Source organism: Stenotrophomonas maltophilia, from assembly GCF_047782825.1.
GTDB lineage: Bacteria > Pseudomonadota > Gammaproteobacteria > Xanthomonadales > Xanthomonadaceae > Stenotrophomonas.
Genome location: NZ_CP180589.1, coordinates 1,446,113 through 1,461,789, shown reverse-complemented (window position 1 = coordinate 1,461,789; position 15,677 = coordinate 1,446,113). Strand labels below are relative to the sequence as shown.

Genomic DNA, 15,677 nt, shown 5'->3' with positions numbered 1-15,677 from the left:
CCTTACGGCAGGCGCCGCGCCAGCGCCCGGGCCGAGGCGGCTACGCCCAGCAGCAGCGCGGCCACGCACAGGAAAGCGAAGCCCAGGGTGGTGAGGTGGGCCAGCGCGCCGATGGCCGCCGGGCCGGCGAGGATGCCGGCGTAGCCCAGCGTGGTCACCGCGGTGATCGCGATGCTTTCCGGCATCGCGCGCTGCTGGCCGGCCATCGAGAACAGCGCCGGCACGATGTTGGCGCAGCCCAGGCCGACCATCACGTAGCCCACCAGCGCCACCGCGAAGGAGGGCACCAGGGTGGCAAGGGCGAAGCCGGTAGCGGCGGTGATGCCGCCGATCACGATCGTGCGCGTGCGGCCCAGGCGTTCGACGATGCCATCGCCGAACAGGCGCATTGCGGTCATCGCCAGGGTGAACACCGCGAAGCCGGCGCCAGCCTGGTCGCGCGGCACCTGCCGCACTTCAGCCAGGAACACCGCGCTCCAGTCCAGCATCGAGCCTTCGGCCAGGAACACGATGAAGGCCAGCACGCTGATGAACAGCACCACGCCATGCGGCACGGCCAGCATCGGGCCGTCATGGGCGATGCGCTGCGGACGCCAGTGCGGCGCCGACAGCAGGGCCACCACCAGCATGGCGGCCACCGACAGCAGGGCCGCCATCCACAGCGGCGTCCCCAGCAACAGCAGGCCGGTCATGCAGCCGGCACCGACGAATCCGCCGATGCTGTAGAACGCATGGAAGCCGGACATCATGGCGCGGCCCGCATCGCGCTCGACCGCCACGGCCTGCATGTTCATGGTGCAGTCCATCGCGCCGACACCGGCGCCGAACACGAACAGGGCTGCGCCCAGCGCCACCGGGGTAGGGGCCAGCGCCAGCAGCGGCAGCGCCAGCAGGATCAGTGCGGTGGTGACGATCATCAACGCGCGGCAGCCCAGGCGGCCGGTCAGCGCCCCGGCCAACGGCATGGCCAGCAGCGAGCCCAGCCCCAGGCAGAGCAGCACCGCCCCCAGACTGGCATCGGACAGGCCGGCCTTGGCCTTGGCATAGGGCACCATCGGCGCCCAGGCCGCGGTGGCAAAGCCGGGAATGAAGAAGGCGGCACGGGTCGCGTGCTGCTGGGCACGGGGGGAAGAGGGCGTCATGCGCAGGGAAGGCTCCGGAGGATCCCGGCCATGGAAACGTTTTCAGCTGCGTCGGGCAAGTGCCATTTGTGTCATCCGGGGTCGAATACGAATGCAGCAGTGCCCGCTGCACATGCAAAGGCCCGCGATACCGATGGGCATCGCGGGCCTCGCTGCACGGTACTGCTCAGTGCTTACAGCGGCAGGTCGAACACCAGTACTTCGGCGTCGTTGCCGTTTTCCAGGGTCAGCTGCGCTTCGTCGCTGACCTGCAGCGCATCACCGGCATCGAGGGTGATGCCATTGACCTGCAGCTGGCCGCGGGCGACCTGCACATAGGCGCCACGACCGTTGCCCAGGGCGTGATGCAGCTTCTGGCTGCCATCGAGGATGGTGGCGTAGATCCGGGCATCCTGCTGGATGCGCAGCGAACCGTCGGCACCATCGGGCGAAGCGATCAGGCGCAGCTGGCCGCGCTTGGTTTCCGGCGCGAAGTGGGTTTCGCGGTAGGACGGCTCGATGTTCTCGCTGTCCGGGAAGACCCAGATCTGCAGGAAGTGCACCGGCTCGCTGGCCGAGTGGTTGAACTCGCTGTGGCTGACGCCGCTGCCGGCGCTCATCACCTGCACATCGCCGTAGCGCAGCACCGAGCCGGTGCCCATCGAGTCCTTGTGCTCCAGCGCACCGCCCAGCACGTAGGAAATGATTTCCATGTTGCTGTGGCTGTGGGTGCCGAAGCCCTGGCCGCCGATGACCTTGTCTTCGTTGATGACGCGCAGCGGGCCGAAGCTGACGTAGCGCGGGTCGTAGTAGCCGGCGAAGGAGAAGGTGTGGCGGGAGGACAGCCAGCCATGCTCGGCCAGGCCACGGGTAGCGCTCTTGCGGATCTGCAGCATGATGATTTCTCCTTGTTCGATGGTTTCGATGGGGCGGGGTGGGCCGGTGGCCGCTGTGTTTCCCCGTTGGAGAGAAGTATCCGCTTGCACCCGGGGTTTGAAAAACGGATAGTTTTGACAGCCATCATCGAAAATTTCGAATGCTCAAACTCAGCCTCGATGCCCTGCAGATCCTGGATGCCATCGACCGCCGCGGCTCGTTCGCCGGCGCCGGCAAGGCCCTGCACAAGGTGCCCTCGACCATTTCCTACACCGTGGCCAAGCTGGAGGAGGATCTGGGCGTGCAGCTGTTCGACCGGGTCGGCCCCCGGGCAGAGCCGACCGAGGCCGGCCGCGCCCTGCTGGACGAGGGCCGGCACCTGCTGCGCGCTGCGCGCGAGCTGGAGCTGCGGGTGCGCCGGGTGGCCTCCGGCTGGGAAACCGAGCTGACCCTGGCGGTGGATTCGATGTTTCCGACCTGGCTGCTGGGCCCGGACATTGCCGCGTTCCGCGGCATCGAGGCACCGACCCGGCTGCGCCTGTTCGGCGAAGCGCTGTCCGGCACCTGGGAGGCGCTGCTGGACCGCCGCGCCGATCTTCTGGTGGGCGCCGCAGGCGAGGGGCCCAGTGGAGGTGGCTACGTGGTCGAGCCGCTGGGCAGCGTGGGTTTCGTGTTCGCGGTGGCACCGGAGCATCCGCTGGCACAGGTACCGGGCGTGCTGGGTCGTGAGCAGCTGGCCGAGCATTGCGCCATTGCGGTGTCCGATTCCGCGCGTCGCCTGTTGCCGCGCACCGTGGGCTTGCTGATGGGCCAGGAAATGCTGACCGTGCCGGACATGGCCAGCAAGTTGAAACTGCAGTGCCAGGGAGTGGGATTCGGTTTCCTGCCTGAACCGTGCGCGCGCGCGGCGGTGGCGCGCGGCCAGCTGGTGATCCGCGAGGTGGAGGAGCACAAGCCGGAGGAAACGTTCTGGCTGGCGTGGCGCACGGGTGAGGATGGTGCGGCGTTGCGTTGGTGGCGCGAGCGGTTGCGCAGGCCGGAGCTGCTGGCGCAGTGGTGGCAGGCGATGGGGTAGATCCACGCCATGCGTGGATGAGGGTTTTCTTTTGCAGGGCTGCGCCCTGCACCCGCTCAATGCAACGTCAACGTCAAAAGCCTGCATTCCGTGTGTTGGCGGGGTGGGTCGGGCTCAACCGGACCCACCCCGCCTTCGACAGTTTCCCGCGATCTGTCGGAGCTTGCTGCTGATGGTGGTGGCTGCCAACCGTTGGTCGGCACGGGGTCGGATATCGATATCTGACGAAAAAAATTGTGTCGACCAAGGTCGACACCTACCAACAGCCTCGCCCCAGTAGATCCACGCCATGCGTGGATGAACTCATTCGATATCTGACAGACGTGCCGACCAACGATCGGCACCCACCACGAGCCGCGCGGAACAGCAGTCGCCGCTACCAACAGCCGAGTGAGCCTGTCGAAGGTGGGGCGGTGTCGGATTGCGGGGTGTCAGCCGCATGGATGCGGCTGCCAAGCCTACAAGGACGTACTTGCGGCGTCCCCGCAATCCGACACCGCCCCGCCAGCTCACGGATAGTCCGCTCTTGAAGTTGACGTTGCCTCTGCAGGTGCAGGGCGCAGCCCTGCCGAACACGCAAAAAAAAACAGCAGGCCGGAGCCTGCTGTCTCGGTGTAATGGTGCGCCCGGAGAGATTCGAACTCCCGACCGCCTGGTTCGTAGCCAGGTACTCTATCCAACTGAGCTACGGGCGCCAATTACATAAACTTGTTGTGTTGATCGTGTGTGGTGCGCCCGGAGAGATTCGAACTCCCGACCGCCTGGTTCGTAGCCAGGTACTCTATCCAACTGAGCTACGGGCGCGCGGTACACAATCAATCTACTGCTTCATTTTACTGCATCTTCCAGCGGCGGATGCTGGAAGCCTGTCGAGTGGTGCGCCCGGAGAGATTCGAACTCCCGACCGCCTGGTTCGTAGCCAGGTACTCTATCCAACTGAGCTACGGGCGCCCTGCGACAGGAGCGGAATTATGCGGATGTCGGCGGCTGCCGTCAACGCTTTTTGTGAAAATTTTCATCGAACTGAATGAAAAAGCTGTCAGCCACTGCTTCGGGCGCCTTCATCCAGGCGAAGTGATCGGCACGCGTGCCGAGCTCCTGCGCGGAAAGCACGCGCAGGCGTGAGGCCACATTCGGCAGCTTGGCCAGCAGTGCCTGCATCGATCCGGTCGGGGCCAGCCAGTCATCGGCCATCAGCACGGCCTGTGCGCTGCCCTGCACGCGGGCCAGCTGTGCATCCAGATCGTCCTGCATGCCCACGGCGGCGTAGTGGTTGTTCAGGCCCACCCGTGCCCAGTCGGCAATCAGGCCACGGGCCTCGGTGCCGCCGAAACCGAGGCGGCGGCCGTGCAGTACGCCCTGGCGGCGCGCGATCCAGGGCAGGAAGCGATACACCAGCGGCAGCAGCCAGCCGCGCGGTGGTGGGAACGTGCGCCAGAACGGGGTGCCGCTGGCGGCCAGCCACAGGCGTTGGAAATGATCGGGCTGGCGGCCTGCATGCACGCAGGCCAGCTGCCCGCCCAGGCTGTGCCCGCCGATGATCCAGGGCAGGGCGCTGCCTGCGTCGTCTTCGTGGTGCAGCGCCGCCTGGCTGGTCGGCAGATCCTGCTTGAGGATCTCGCGGTAGCCCCAGTCGACCGTGCGCGAGGGGCGCAGTGAACTGCTGCCATTGCCGCGCCATTCGTGCAGGTAGACGGCGATGCCGCGTGCCGCCAAAGCCTGTGCCAGCGGCAGGTAGTGGCGCGCGGCCACACCCAGTGCTGGCAGCCACAGCAGCCGCGCCAGCGGCTGCGCGGGCACGCAGGCGATGATCTCGTAACGGTGGCCATCGCCGCTGTCCACGGCGATCGTGCGCGGCGTCGTGCTCATGCGTGTGGTGCCGCGCCGAAATGGTCCAGCACCCGTACTTCGCTGCGGCCGGGCGCGTAGCCCTGCTGCAGGCCGCGTGCCACGTAATCGATGCCGGCTTCGCAGGCGTTGGCCAGGCTCAGCCCGTTGCACAGCTGCGCGGCAATGGCCGAAGCCAGCGTGCAGCCGGTGCCATGGGCATCCAATGGCAGGCGGGCATGGATGAACTCCTCGCTGCTGACGCCATCGAAGTAGCGGTCGATCACCCGGTTGCCCTCGTGCAGGTGGCCGCCTTTCAGCAGTACGGCGCCGGCGCCCATCTCGAGCAGGGCGCCGGCGGCGTGTTCGGCCTGGTCGGCGCTGCCAATCGCGCGGCCTACCAGCAGTTCCGCTTCGGGCGTATTGGGGGTGATCAGCGTGGCCAGCGGAATCAGCCGCTCACGCAGGGCCTGCAGCGCGCTGTCTTCCAGCAGGCGTGCGCCGCTGGTGGCGACCATCACCGGGTCCAGCACCACGTGCGCGGGGCGGCGTTGTTCGAGCACGTCGGCGACGGTGTGGATCACTTCGGCATTGGCCAGCATGCCGAGCTTCACCGCGTGGATGTCGAAATCGTCGAAGCAGGCGTCCAGCTGCGCGCGCAGGAAGGCGACCGGCGGCACGTGCACGGCAGTGACGCCGCGGGTGTTCTGCGCGGTCAGTGCGGCGATGGCGGACAGGCCGTGCACGCGGTGCGCAGCGAAGGCCTTCAGGTCGGCCTGGATGCCGGCGCCGCCGCCGGAATCGGAACCGGCGATGGTGAGGGCGGAAGCGGGAGTGGTCGGGCTCATGCCTCGATTGTGCCGTGGTCCCGCAGGGGAAGGTAGATCCACGCCATGCGTGGATGCCCTGGGTTCAATGCTGACCCCATCGGCCCTGGATTCAATGCCGCCAGCGCGCCCATTGCTGGTAAAGCACGTAGCCGATGCCGGTCAGCCCGGTGAGCAGGGCGGGGGCGAGCAGGGCGTCGTAGTGGTAACGCACGAACAGCCAGGCGCCGAGCACGCCGCCGGCAAGGAAGCCGCTGATGATCAGCCCGCTCAGGGTCAGGCGGCGGATCTGCAGCGGCAGGCCGCGAAGCAGGTGGCCCAGGCCGATGCCAAGGTCGGTGAACATGCCGCTCAGGTGCGTGGTGCGTACCACGGCGCCGCTGAAGGTGGTGGCCATCGCGTTCTGCAGGCCGCAGGCCATGGCAGCGGCGAGGGCGCCCCAGATCTGCTGCTGTTCGAACAGCGGAATGGACACCAGCAGCAGCATCGATTCGATCGCCAGGGCCACGCCGTAGCGGCGGCCGAGCTGCAGGGTGTTGTCCTGGATCAGCAGGCCGCTGAGCATCGCGCCCAGCGAGAAGGCGATCAGCAGGCCCCACAGATGGCCCACGCTGCGCCAGTCACCTTGGGCCAGGGCCATGCCCAGCTGGCTGGTGCTGCCGGTCATGTGGCTCACCGCCTGGTGCTCGAAGCCCAGGAAGCCGACCACATTGACCATGCCGGCCACGCACGACAGCGCAACCGCGCCGATCCAGACCCAGGTGGGCAGGCGTATTCCCATCGGCGAGGCCCCTCAGGTCAGTCGAAGCCGCCGTTGAACTGCAGGTCGCTGAAGGTGTTGCTGGCCGGGTCGAACACTGCGCCCCAGAACTGCGCGCCGCCATCACAGACACGCATCGCTTCGCGCGCGGGATTCACGTCGCTGTCGCTGTGCGGGAAGGCGTTGATGTAGATCAGCCGCTTGCCGGCGCTTTCGATGCCCACGTACTGGCGGTCGAAGTCCAGTACGTGCGGCACCTGTGCTTCCAGCGTGGACAGCTTCGCTTCCAGCTGGTCGATCTGTTGCCGGCTTGGTGCCCAGTAACCGGTCACCCGCCCGGCCTCGCGGCCGGGGCTGGTGCGCGAGCAGGTGTCCAGCACCTGCGCGGCGATGACCGGGCGGGTGACCACCCAGGATTGGCCGGTGCGTTCGGCGGTCGGCATGCTGGCCGGGCCGCGCGTGGTGGTGCATGCACCCAGTGCGGCTGCGAGGGCGATCGCAGCCGTGGGCAGCAGCAGGCGGGTGCAACGGTTCACAACACCTCCGAAGCGTAATCGGCCAGGCGCGAGCGTTCGCCACGGCGCAGGGTGATGTGCGCACTATGCGGCCAGTTCTTGAAGCGGTCCACCGCGTAGGTCAGGCCCGAGGTGGTCTCGGTCAGGTACGGGGTGTCGATCTGTTCGACGTTGCCCAGGCAGACGATCTTGGTGCCGGGGCCGGCACGGGTGATCAGGGTCTTCATCTGCTTCGGGGTGAGGTTCTGTGCCTCGTCCAGGATCAGGTAACGCGACAGGAAGGTGCGGCCGCGCATGAAGTTCATCGAGCGGATCTTGATGCGGCTGGCCAGCAGGTCGTTGGTGGCCTGGCGGCCCCAGGTGCCGCCTTCCTGGTTGTGGGTCAGCACTTCCAGGTTGTCGGTCAGCGCGCCCATCCACGGCGTCATCTTTTCTTCCTCGGTACCGGGCAGGAAGCCGATGTCCTCGCCCACGCTCACCGTGGCGCGGGTCATGATGATCTCGCGGTAACGCTGTTGGTCCATGGTCTGCGCCAGGCCGGCGGCCAGCGCCAGCAGGGTCTTGCCGGTGCCGGCGGTGCCGAGCAGGGTGACGAAGTCGATCTCCGGGTCCATCAGTGCATTGAGCGCGAAGTTCTGTTCGCGGTTGCGCGCGCTGATGCCCCACACGGCGTGGCTGCCGTGGCGGAAATCATCGACCAGCGACAGCACCACCTTGCCATCGCCGACCACGCGGCTGACGCGCAGCTCGACCTCGTCCTCGCCGGGCAGGTAGACGTACTGATTCGGGTACCACTCTTCGCCGTCCTGGGCGAGGATTTCGTAATGCGTGCGGCCCTTGTCGCTCCAGCTGCGCAGGTCTTCGCCGTGGCGCTTCCAGAAGTCTTCCGGCAGCTCGGTGGCGCCGGTGTAGAGCAGGCTGAAATCATCCAGCGCGCGGTCGTTCTCGTAATCCTCGGACACGATGCCGGCGATGGCGGCCTTGATCCGCAGGTTGATGTCCTTGGAAACGAACACCACCGGCAGGTCCGGGGTTTCTTCCTTCAGCGCCAGGATCGCGCCGAGGATGGCGTTGTCCGGGATGACCTTGCCGAAGCTCTTGCCCGCGTCGAAATGGCTGGTCTGGAAGCGCAGCTTGCCGGCGCTCTGCTTGCCGCGCAGCTGCAGGCCGTTCGGGCGCTGCAGCGCAATGCCGTCGGCCAGGTTGTCCAGGCCCGACTCCTGCACCAGCTCGTTGAGGAAGCGGCTGACCTGGCGGGCATTGCGGCTCGCTTCGGAAGTACCCTTCTTGCCGTTGTCCAGCTCCTCGATCACCTGCATGGGCAGGTAGACGTCATGTTCCTCGAATTTGAACAGCGCGGTGGGATCGTGCATCAGCACGTTGGTATCCAGCACGTAGATGCGCTTGCCTCGGGTCATCGTCATTTCCTGGTTACGGACAGGGAAAAACCACCTCGACCTGCTGCAGGGCAGGGTGGTGGCGGACACAGTGGGCGGTGGGACTCACTTGGATTGGGCGGCCTTCAGTTCGGCGAGCACGGCGTCGGCATGGCCGGCGACCTTGACCTTGCGCCAGGACTGCACGATCTGGCTGTCAGGGGAAATCAGGAAGGTGCTGCGTTCGATGCCACGTACCTGCTTGCCGTACATGTTTTTCATCTTGATCACGTCGAAGGCGGTGCACAGCGCTTCGTCGCCATCGCTGACCAGCGGGAAATTGAACCCCTGCTTGGCGCAGAAATTATCGTGGGATCTGACCGAATCGCGGGAGACGCCGAGCACGACGGCACCGGCCTTCTTGAATGCCGGCAGCAGCGCGTTGAAGTCGATGCCTTCGGTGGTGCAGCCGGGGGTGCTGTCCTTGGGGTAGAAGTACAGCACCAGCCACTGGCCGGCGTAGTCGCCGAGGGTGGCCTGGTCGCCGCCGGACAGGGCCAGCGGCAGGGAAAGGGTGGTGCTGTCCAGGGTATCGCCGTTGTTCATGAGGTCCTTCTGTCGAGCCTGGGTTGTTTCTACGACAATTGCATGAAACGCCACGCGCCCGTGAGGGACGCGCGAAAAAATCAGGAATTCATTCAGAACTTCATCGGGTCCATGATCGCGTCCAGGTTCAGGTGGTCGCAGAACTCGAGGAAATCGTCGCGCAGCGCAGCGATGTGCATGTTGGCCGGCACGCCGATGGTGACCTGCGCGCTGAACATCTCGGCACCGGTCTGCATGGCGCGGTAGCGCGTGCTCTGCAGGTTCTCGATGGTGATGCCCTGGCGGTCGAAGAAATCGGCCAGCTGGAACAGGATGCCCGGCTTGTCGGCGGCGATCACTTCCACGATGTACGGCAGCAGGTTGGACTGCGCCTGCTTGGCGGCGGTGCGGTACCAGACCAGCTTCAGGCCTTCTTCGCGCTCGAGCCGGGTCAGCATCGCTTCCAGCTTGGCGACCGAATCCCAGGAGCCGGTCGCCAGGGCGGTGACCGAGACATCGCGGCCGACCGTGGCCAGCCGAGCGTCCACCAGGTTGCAGCCGCTGTCGGCGATGCGGCGGGTGACGGACAGCAGGGGGGACTCCGGATGCGTCGTATAGGCGTTGATCAGGAGGTGGTTTTCGCTCGGCGCGGGGCGCGGGGTGGTGTCGGTCAAGGCGATTCCGGGTAATGCTATGGGTGAGTCTGAATGCCCGCCGGGGGCGGGAATCCACCGGTGTCCAGCATACTTGCCCGTGCTTTCGCGCCGCAAGTAACATTCAGGTGCCCCCGGCCTGTCGTGGCGGGCGTCTCCCTCCCCAGCCAAGAGCAGCACGTCCTTGTCCCTTTCTGGCCTCATCACCGCGCTGGCGACCCCGTTCCGGGCCGACGGCTCCCTCGACCCCGACGGTTGGCAGCGCCTGCTGCACCTGCAGCTGGAGGGCGGCGTCCAGGGCGTCGTCGTCGCCGGCTCGACCGGCGAGGCCGCCACCCTGTCCGATGCGGAATACGACCAGCTGCTGGCCAGCGCGGTCGAGCGCATTGCCGGCCGCGTGCCCGTCCTGGCCGGCACCGGCCTGTCCGGCACCGCCAAGACCATCGAGCAGACCCGCCGCGCCGCCGCGCTCGGCGCCACCCATGCCCTGGTGGTGACCCCGCCGTACGTGCGGCCCACCCAGGCCGGCCTGATCGCGCACTACCGCGCGGTGGCCGACCAGGGCGGCCTGCCGGTGGTGCTGTACAACGTGCCCGGCCGCACCGGCTGTGACATGCAGCCGGACACCGTGGCCGAGCTCGCCAGCCACCCGAACATCGTCGCCATCAAGGAAGCGGTGGGTGACACCGGCCGGGTGCAGGCGCTGCTGGCCCTGGCCGGCCCGGACTTCGCCGTGCTCAGCGGCGACGACGGCACCGCCGCGCGCTCGATCCAGGCCGGCATGGCCGGCCTGATCTCGGTGGGTTCCAACGTGCTGCCGGGCGCCTACCGCCGCATGTGCGCGCTGGCCGCCGCCCACGAACACGACGCGACTGAATCCTGGGATGCGCGCCTGCAGCCGTTCCATGACTTCTGCGGCGTCGAGCCGAACCCGATTCCGGTCAAGGCGCTGCTGCGCCGCATCGGCATCGGCCATGACCTGCGCCTGCCGCTGCTGCCGCTTTCGGCCGCACACCAGCCGGCCGCCGACCACCTCGCCGGCGACATCGCCGCCCTTGAAGCCCTTTCCAGCCACTGACCTGTCGTCGTGGCCTGATCCTGGAGATTCACATGCGTCAATCCGTTTCCACTGTCCGCGTGCTGTCCTACGCCCTGCTTGCCGTCGCCGTGGCCGCTGGCACCACCGGTTGCTTCAAGCGCGGTGCCAAGGGTGATTACGCCCTGGCCCCGGAAATGCGTCCGCTGGAAGTCCCGCCGGACCTGAACGTGCCGGCCGGCGCCGGTGGCAACCAGGTGCCGGCGCTCAGCTCGGCCACCAAGCCGGCCGCCCCGGCGGCTGCCGCAGGTGCCGCCGCCGCTCCGGCTGCGGGCAACACCGGCTTCACCATTCCGGGCAGCAAGGACGATGCCTTCGGCAAGGTCGGCACGGCGCTGGAAGGCGTGGAAGGCGTGACCATCGCCAGCCGCGCGCAGCTGCTGGGTTCCTACGACGTGGCCTATGAAGGCAGCAACTTCCTGGTCCGCGTGGTCGCCGTCGATGCCGGTGCCTACATTTCCGCGGTCGACCCGCGTGGCCTGCCGGCCACCGCCGAGGCCCCGGTGAAGCTGATCGCCGCGCTGAAGGCCAAGCTGGCGCCGTAAGCGCCGGTCTGTGTCATGGTTCCGCCGGGCAGGGCCCGGCGCTACCTACGAAAAGGGCGCCATCGGCGCCCTTTTTCGTTGCTGCAACGGCGGCTTCTCAGCGCTCCAGCAGCTTCAGCTTGTCCGGCTTGCCGTCCCACTCACCGGCATCGGCGGGCGGGTCCTTGCGCACGGTCAGCACCGGCCACTCCTTGGCGAGCTCGGCATTGAGCGCCACGAACGCCTCCTGGCCGGCAGGAACATCGTCCTCCGGGAAGATCGCATTGACCGGGCATTCCGGCTCGCACAGGGTGCAGTCGATGCACTCGTCCGGATCGATCACCAGGAAGTTGGGGCCTTCGTGGAAGCAATCCACGGGGCACACTTCCACGCAATCGGTGTGTTTGCACTTGATGCAGTTTTCGGTGACGACAAAGGGCATGGGCGGGGCTGGAATCGCTTACTGAACCCGCCAATTCTAGAACAGGTTGGGCCCCGCTGTCGGCCCGGGGGCGGGGAGGGGCCGCCAAGCCTTGGGGCACGGCCCATTGGCGTGGTCGCGGCGCTGTGCGACGCTGCGCCGTCAGCCCGGTCGTGCGCGGCCGCCTTCCCATTCCAGCAGGATCGTCCATGACCCCAGCCCAGACCGGTGCCGCCGCCCACGGTGGCGAGAACACCGCCTTCATCGTCCTGATCAGTTGCGTGGCCACCCTGGGGGGCTTCCTGTTCGGCTTCGACAGCGGCGTCATCAACGGCACGGTCGACGGCCTGCGCCAGGCCTTCAATTCCAGCGAGGCCGCGCTGGGCTTCGAGGTCGCCTCGATGCTGCTGGGCTGCGCGATCGGCGCGTTCCTGGCCGGCTGGCTGGGGGATCGGCTGGGGCGCCGTGGCGTCCTGATCGTCGCGGCCCTGATGTTCCTGCTGTCGGCGCTGGGCGCCGGCGCGGCGCACGCGTCGTGGCTGTTCGTGGCCGCGCGCGTGCTGGGCGGCTTCGCCGTAGGTGCGGCCAGCGTGATGTCGCCGGCCTACATCGCTGAAGTGGCCTCGGCGCGCTACCGCGGCCGGCTGGCCACGGTGCAGCAGATGGCGATCATCTGCGGCCTGTTTGCCGCCTTCCTCAGCAACTACCTGCTGGCCCGCGCGGCCGGTGCATCCACCGAGCCGCTGTGGCTGGGCCACGAAGCCTGGCGTTGGATGTTCTGGATGCAGGCGCTGCCCTCGGCGCTGTTCCTGGTGCTGCTGCTGGTGATTCCGGAAAGCCCGCGCTTCCTGGTGATGAAGGGCCGCCAGGCGCAGGCCAGGGCAGTGCTGGCACGGTTGTACGGGCAGGCGGCGGCTGCGGCCAAGCAGGCCGAGATCGAGTCCAGCCTGTCGCAGGACCAGCACAAGCCGCGCTTCGGCGATCTGTTGAACACGGCCACCGGCAAGCTGCGCCCGATCGTATGGGTGGGCATCGGTCTGGCGATGTTCCAGCAGCTGGTGGGCATCAACGTGGTGTTCTATTACGGCGCGGTGCTGTGGCAGGCCGTGGGCTTCTCCGAAAGCGATGCGCTGCTGATCAACGTGTTGTCCGGCGCGTTGAGCATCGGCGCCTGCCTGCTGACGGTGGTGCTGATCGACCGCATCGGCCGCAAGCCGCTGTTGTGGGTGGGGTCGGTGGGCATGTCGGTGGCGCTGGTGCTGATGGTGGTGGCCTTCGCCAGCGGCAGCCTGGTGGATGGGCGCCTGCAGCTGTCCGATGGCATGGGGCGCCTGGCGCTGGTGGCGGCCAACGTCTACGTGGTGTTCTTCAACATGTCCTGGGGCCCGGTGATGTGGGTGATGCTGGGCGAGATGTTCCCCAACCAGATCCGCGGCCCGGCGCTGGCGGTGGCCGGCGCGGCGCAGTGGACGTCGAACTTCGCCATCACCGTGACCTTCCCGATGCTGCTGGCCGGCATCGGACTGGCCGGGGCCTACGGCATCTACACGGTCGCTGCGGTGCTCTCGATCTTCTTCGTGGTCCGCTACGTGCGCGAGACCAAGGGCAAGGAGCTGGAGCAGATGGAAGGCTGAAGGGCCTCGGCTTCGGAGGCGATCCGTTCGCGCCTCCCGGCTACGTGGGGGAGGGCGGCCTGCCCCCTCCTGACAGTTCCACGGTGTGTGCGGAAGCTGCGAAGCAGTGATCGACGCTTGCCGCGGCGGGCAGGAAACCGTCCAGAGACGGCGGGGCCCTTCGGGCCAGGACCGTTGGCGCCATGGATGGCGCCATCGAGCCCCCATGGATGGGTTTGCGGCGTGTCCTGGCCCGAAGGGCCCCGCCGGCTCAAGCCGATAGCAAAGAGGCGCCACAACGACCAACCACCCGAAACCACAAACCCCGGAAAACAGAAAAGCCCGCGCGAGGGCGGGCTTTTTCGGTTCCTGCAGTGGCGACTGGTGCTCCCTAGGGGACTCGAACCCCTGTTTTAGCCTTGAGAGGGCCACGTCCTAACCACTAGACGAAGGGAGCAGTGTGTCGCTGCCGAGGCAGGAGCGCTAGTATATGCACCTCGATGCCATTGGGCAATCCCGAAACTTCAACCGGAAGCGCCAACATCATTTCCCCTGCTCCATCACCGTTCAGCCTGCGCGTCATCCCGCGCGACCAGCACACGATCTCCCGCAAGGACATCAGCCCGAACGCCCTGCGCGTGCTTTATCGCCTGCGCGATGCCGGCTTCGGCGCCTACCTTGTCGGCGGCGCGGTGCGCGATCTGCTGGTCAATGGCCAACCCAAGGATTTCGACGTGGCCACCGATGCCACGCCCGAACAGGTCAAGCAGCTGTTCCGCAACTGCCGCCTGATCGGTCGCCGTTTCCGCCTGGCCCACGTGGTGTTCGGCCGCGAGATCATCGAAGTGGCCACGTTCCGTGCCAACAGCGATGACGGCAGCGGCGACCGCGAAATGGAAAACGGCATGCTCGTGCGCGACAACGTGTACGGCACCATCGAAGACGATGCCGTCCGCCGCGATTTCACCTGCAACGCCCTGTACTACGCCATCGAGGATTTCTCGGTGCGCGACTACACCGGTGGCTTCGAGGACGTGCAGGCACGCCTGATGAAGCTGATCGGCGATCCGGTGCAGCGCTACCAGGAAGACCCGGTGCGCATGCTGCGCGCCGTGCGCCTGGCGGCCAAGCTTGGTTTCCAGATCGAAGAGGGCACCGCCGCGCCGATCCCGCAGCTGGCCGGCCTGCTCAACGAAGCCGCGCCGGCGCGCCTGTTCGAGGAAGTGCTGAAGCTGTTCCTGTCCGGGCACGGCGTGGCCAGCTTCGAAGGCCTGGAACGCTATGGCCTGTTCGAAGTCCTGTTCCCGGAAAGCGGCAAAGCGCTGAAGTCCAACCGCACCGGCGCGCTGCGCCGCATGCTGGTGGAAGGCCTGGCCAACACCGATGCGCGCGTGGCCAACGATGAACCGGTATCGCCGGCGTTCCTGTTCGCGTTGCTGCTGTGGCCGGCGTACTGCCGCGCCCAGGCGTCCCTGCTCAAGCAGGGCGTGGCACCGGAAGAGGCGCAGCGCCGTGCCGCCGACCGCGTCACCGTGCAGCAGCTGAGCACCATCGCCCTGCCGCGCCGCTTCTCGCTGCCGATGCAGGAAATCTGGCTGCTGCAGTCGCGCTTCGGTTCGCGCCAGCGCAAGCGAGTGTTCCGCACCCTGACCCATCCGCGCTTCCGTGCCGCGTTCGATTTCCTGGCCCTGCGCCAGGTGGCGTCGGCCGAACACGAGGCCGATGTGGCGTTCTGGCGTGAGGCGCAGGCGCAGTCCGGCCATGACCTGGAATCCTCGCTGGATGCCATGCATGCAGAAGGCGGTGATGACGAGGGCGGGGCACCGCGCAAGCGTCGCCGCCGTCGCCGCCGCCCCGGTGCAGCCGCTGGCAGCGCTGCCGAGTAACGGGCAGGCCATGACCCTTGCGTGGATCGGCCTGGGTGCCAACCTGGGCGACGCGGCGGCCACGGTCGCCGCCGCCATTGCCGCGCTGGACGGCCTGCCCGGCACCCGCCTGCGGCAGGCCTCGCGCCTGTATGCCACCCCGGCATGGGGCAATGAAGACCAGCCACCGTTCGTCAACGCGGTGGCATCGGTCGAAACGGACCTGCCGGCCGAGCCGTTGCTGCAGGCGATGCTGGCACTGGAACAGCAGTTCGGCCGTGTGCGCGACCCTGCCGTGCACTGGGGGCCGCGCGCGCTGGACCTGGACCTGCTGCTGTATGGCGATCAGGTGCTGGACCAGCCTGGCCTGCAGGTGCCGCATCCCTACCTGCACGAACGTGCCTTCGTGTTAGTGCCGTTGGCCGAAATCGCACCGGATCTGGCCATTCCCGGCCATGGACGCGTGCAGGATGCAGTGGTGCGGCTTGATGCCTGCGGGATCGCGCCGATAGGGTGATAATGCCCGGGTTATCTCCCCCGGTT

The 15,677-nt window shown here is 67.3% G+C and carries 15 protein-coding genes, 4 tRNA genes and 1 pseudogene; 6 read left to right on the top strand and 14 right to left on the bottom strand.

The window, feature by feature from the left end:
• Nucleotides 1-2: 2 nt before the first annotated feature.
• Nucleotides 3-1,142, bottom strand: coding sequence for an MFS transporter (locus ACM2ZB_RS06715; RefSeq protein WP_313441978.1), 1,140 nt, complete (start codon nucleotides 1,140-1,142; stop codon nucleotides 3-5).
• A 173-nt stretch (nucleotides 1,143-1,315) separates the two neighbouring features.
• Nucleotides 1,316-2,017, bottom strand: a complete 702-nt coding sequence (locus tag ACM2ZB_RS06710; protein ID WP_313441980.1) for a pirin family protein — start codon at nucleotides 2,015-2,017, stop codon at nucleotides 1,316-1,318.
• A 140-nt stretch (nucleotides 2,018-2,157) separates the two neighbouring features.
• Between ACM2ZB_RS06710 and ACM2ZB_RS06705 the strand changes: the two genes are divergently transcribed.
• Nucleotides 2,158-3,072: a LysR family transcriptional regulator gene (locus tag ACM2ZB_RS06705; RefSeq protein ID WP_416057922.1), complete on the top strand. Its 915-nt coding sequence runs from the start codon at nucleotides 2,158-2,160 to the stop codon at nucleotides 3,070-3,072.
• A 618-nt stretch (nucleotides 3,073-3,690) separates the two neighbouring features.
• On the opposite strand, the gene ACM2ZB_RS06700 is transcribed toward ACM2ZB_RS06705, so the two are convergent.
• The 10 genes and pseudogenes from ACM2ZB_RS06700 to ACM2ZB_RS06655 form a co-directional block, all read right to left on the bottom strand.
• A tRNA-Arg gene (locus ACM2ZB_RS06700) sits at nucleotides 3,691-3,767 on the bottom strand.
• Between the two features lie 32 nt (nucleotides 3,768-3,799).
• Nucleotides 3,800-3,876 (bottom strand) — tRNA-Arg (locus ACM2ZB_RS06695).
• Between the two features lie 70 nt (nucleotides 3,877-3,946).
• A tRNA-Arg gene (locus ACM2ZB_RS06690) sits at nucleotides 3,947-4,023 on the bottom strand.
• Nucleotides 4,014-4,941, bottom strand: a pseudogene (locus tag ACM2ZB_RS06685) (alpha/beta fold hydrolase). Before ACM2ZB_RS06685 ends, ACM2ZB_RS06690 begins: the two are co-directional and overlap by 10 nt.
• Nucleotides 4,938-5,747 (bottom strand): bifunctional hydroxymethylpyrimidine kinase/phosphomethylpyrimidine kinase, encoded by an 810-nt coding sequence (gene thiD, locus ACM2ZB_RS06680; RefSeq protein ID WP_416057921.1) that lies wholly within the window; start codon nucleotides 5,745-5,747, stop codon nucleotides 4,938-4,940. Before thiD ends, ACM2ZB_RS06685 begins: the two are co-directional and overlap by 4 nt.
• Before the next feature lie 91 nt (nucleotides 5,748-5,838).
• Nucleotides 5,839-6,507, bottom strand: a complete 669-nt coding sequence (locus ACM2ZB_RS06675; protein ID WP_416057920.1) for a YoaK family protein — start codon at nucleotides 6,505-6,507, stop codon at nucleotides 5,839-5,841.
• A gap of 17 nt (nucleotides 6,508-6,524) precedes the next feature.
• Nucleotides 6,525-7,022: a hypothetical protein gene (locus ACM2ZB_RS06670; RefSeq protein WP_416057919.1), complete on the bottom strand. Its 498-nt coding sequence runs from the start codon at nucleotides 7,020-7,022 to the stop codon at nucleotides 6,525-6,527.
• On the bottom strand, nucleotides 7,019-8,419 hold the full coding sequence (locus ACM2ZB_RS06665; protein ID WP_313443337.1) for a PhoH family protein: 1,401 nt from the start codon (nucleotides 8,417-8,419) through the stop codon (nucleotides 7,019-7,021). Before ACM2ZB_RS06665 ends, ACM2ZB_RS06670 begins: the two co-directional genes overlap by 4 nt.
• 84 nt (nucleotides 8,420-8,503) lie before the next feature.
• The gene (locus ACM2ZB_RS06660) at nucleotides 8,504-8,983 is read right to left on the bottom strand and encodes a peroxiredoxin (RefSeq protein WP_313443335.1); all 480 of its coding nucleotides are present in this window, start codon (nucleotides 8,981-8,983) and stop codon (nucleotides 8,504-8,506) included.
• Nucleotides 8,984-9,075: 92 nt separating this feature from the next.
• Nucleotides 9,076-9,636, bottom strand: a complete 561-nt coding sequence (locus ACM2ZB_RS06655; RefSeq protein WP_005409051.1) for a glycine cleavage system protein R — start codon at nucleotides 9,634-9,636, stop codon at nucleotides 9,076-9,078.
• Between the two features lie 163 nt (nucleotides 9,637-9,799).
• On the opposite strand from ACM2ZB_RS06655, the gene dapA reads away from it, so the two are divergent.
• Together dapA and ACM2ZB_RS06645 are read left to right on the top strand one after the other, a co-directional pair.
• A complete protein-coding gene (gene dapA / locus ACM2ZB_RS06650; protein WP_416057918.1) occupies nucleotides 9,800-10,693 on the top strand; it encodes a 4-hydroxy-tetrahydrodipicolinate synthase in 894 nt (297 codons plus the stop codon).
• 32 nt (nucleotides 10,694-10,725) lie between these two features.
• Nucleotides 10,726-11,256 carry a hypothetical protein gene (locus ACM2ZB_RS06645; protein WP_416057917.1) on the top strand — a complete coding sequence of 177 codons (531 nt, stop codon included), beginning with the start codon at nucleotides 10,726-10,728 and terminating at the stop codon, nucleotides 11,254-11,256.
• A 97-nt stretch (nucleotides 11,257-11,353) separates the two neighbouring features.
• Here the strand turns inward: ACM2ZB_RS06645 and fdxA are convergent, their stop codons facing one another.
• Nucleotides 11,354-11,677 carry a ferredoxin FdxA gene (gene fdxA, locus ACM2ZB_RS06640; RefSeq protein ID WP_313443328.1) on the bottom strand — a complete coding sequence of 108 codons (324 nt, stop codon included), beginning with the start codon at nucleotides 11,675-11,677 and terminating at the stop codon, nucleotides 11,354-11,356.
• Nucleotides 11,678-11,865: 188 nt separating this feature from the next.
• Between fdxA and ACM2ZB_RS06635 the strand changes: the two genes are divergently transcribed.
• Nucleotides 11,866-13,290 carry a sugar porter family MFS transporter gene (locus ACM2ZB_RS06635; protein ID WP_416057916.1) on the top strand — a complete coding sequence of 475 codons (1,425 nt, stop codon included), beginning with the start codon at nucleotides 11,866-11,868 and terminating at the stop codon, nucleotides 13,288-13,290.
• 361 nt (nucleotides 13,291-13,651) lie between these two features.
• Here the strand turns inward: ACM2ZB_RS06635 and ACM2ZB_RS06630 are convergent.
• A tRNA-Glu gene (locus ACM2ZB_RS06630) sits at nucleotides 13,652-13,726 on the bottom strand.
• 49 nt (nucleotides 13,727-13,775) lie between these two features.
• On the opposite strand from ACM2ZB_RS06630, the gene pcnB reads away from it, so the two are divergent.
• Both pcnB and folK read left to right on the top strand, forming a co-directional pair.
• On the top strand, nucleotides 13,776-15,155 hold the full coding sequence (pcnB, locus tag ACM2ZB_RS06625; protein WP_416057915.1) for a polynucleotide adenylyltransferase PcnB: 1,380 nt from the start codon (nucleotides 13,776-13,778) through the stop codon (nucleotides 15,153-15,155).
• A 10-nt stretch (nucleotides 15,156-15,165) separates the two neighbouring features.
• Nucleotides 15,166-15,651: a 2-amino-4-hydroxy-6-hydroxymethyldihydropteridine diphosphokinase gene (gene folK / locus ACM2ZB_RS06620; protein ID WP_416057914.1), complete on the top strand. Its 486-nt coding sequence runs from the start codon at nucleotides 15,166-15,168 to the stop codon at nucleotides 15,649-15,651.
• Nucleotides 15,652-15,677 lie beyond the last annotated feature (26 nt).

Coding starts and splice junctions, on each gene's coding strand:
- fdxA (WP_313443328.1), bottom strand. CDS start 11,677: ATGCCCTTTGTCGTCACCGAAAACTGCATCAAGTGCAAACACACCGAT.
- ACM2ZB_RS06635 (WP_416057916.1), top strand. CDS start 11,866: ATGACCCCAGCCCAGACCGGTGCCGCCGCCCACGGTGGCGAGAACACC.
- ACM2ZB_RS06675 (WP_416057920.1), bottom strand. CDS start 6,507: ATGGGAATACGCCTGCCCACCTGGGTCTGGATCGGCGCGGTTGCGCTG.
- ACM2ZB_RS06705 (WP_416057922.1), top strand. CDS start 2,158: ATGCTCAAACTCAGCCTCGATGCCCTGCAGATCCTGGATGCCATCGAC.
- thiD (WP_416057921.1), bottom strand. CDS start 5,747: ATGAGCCCGACCACTCCCGCTTCCGCCCTCACCATCGCCGGTTCCGAT.
- ACM2ZB_RS06645 (WP_416057917.1), top strand. CDS start 10,726: ATGCGTCAATCCGTTTCCACTGTCCGCGTGCTGTCCTACGCCCTGCTT.
- ACM2ZB_RS06660 (WP_313443335.1), bottom strand. CDS start 8,983: ATGAACAACGGCGATACCCTGGACAGCACCACCCTTTCCCTGCCGCTG.
- folK (WP_416057914.1), top strand. CDS start 15,166: ATGACCCTTGCGTGGATCGGCCTGGGTGCCAACCTGGGCGACGCGGCG.
- ACM2ZB_RS06665 (WP_313443337.1), bottom strand. CDS start 8,419: ATGACCCGAGGCAAGCGCATCTACGTGCTGGATACCAACGTGCTGATG.
- ACM2ZB_RS06715 (WP_313441978.1), bottom strand. CDS start 1,142: ATGACGCCCTCTTCCCCCCGTGCCCAGCAGCACGCGACCCGTGCCGCC.
- ACM2ZB_RS06710 (WP_313441980.1), bottom strand. CDS start 2,017: ATGCTGCAGATCCGCAAGAGCGCTACCCGTGGCCTGGCCGAGCATGGC.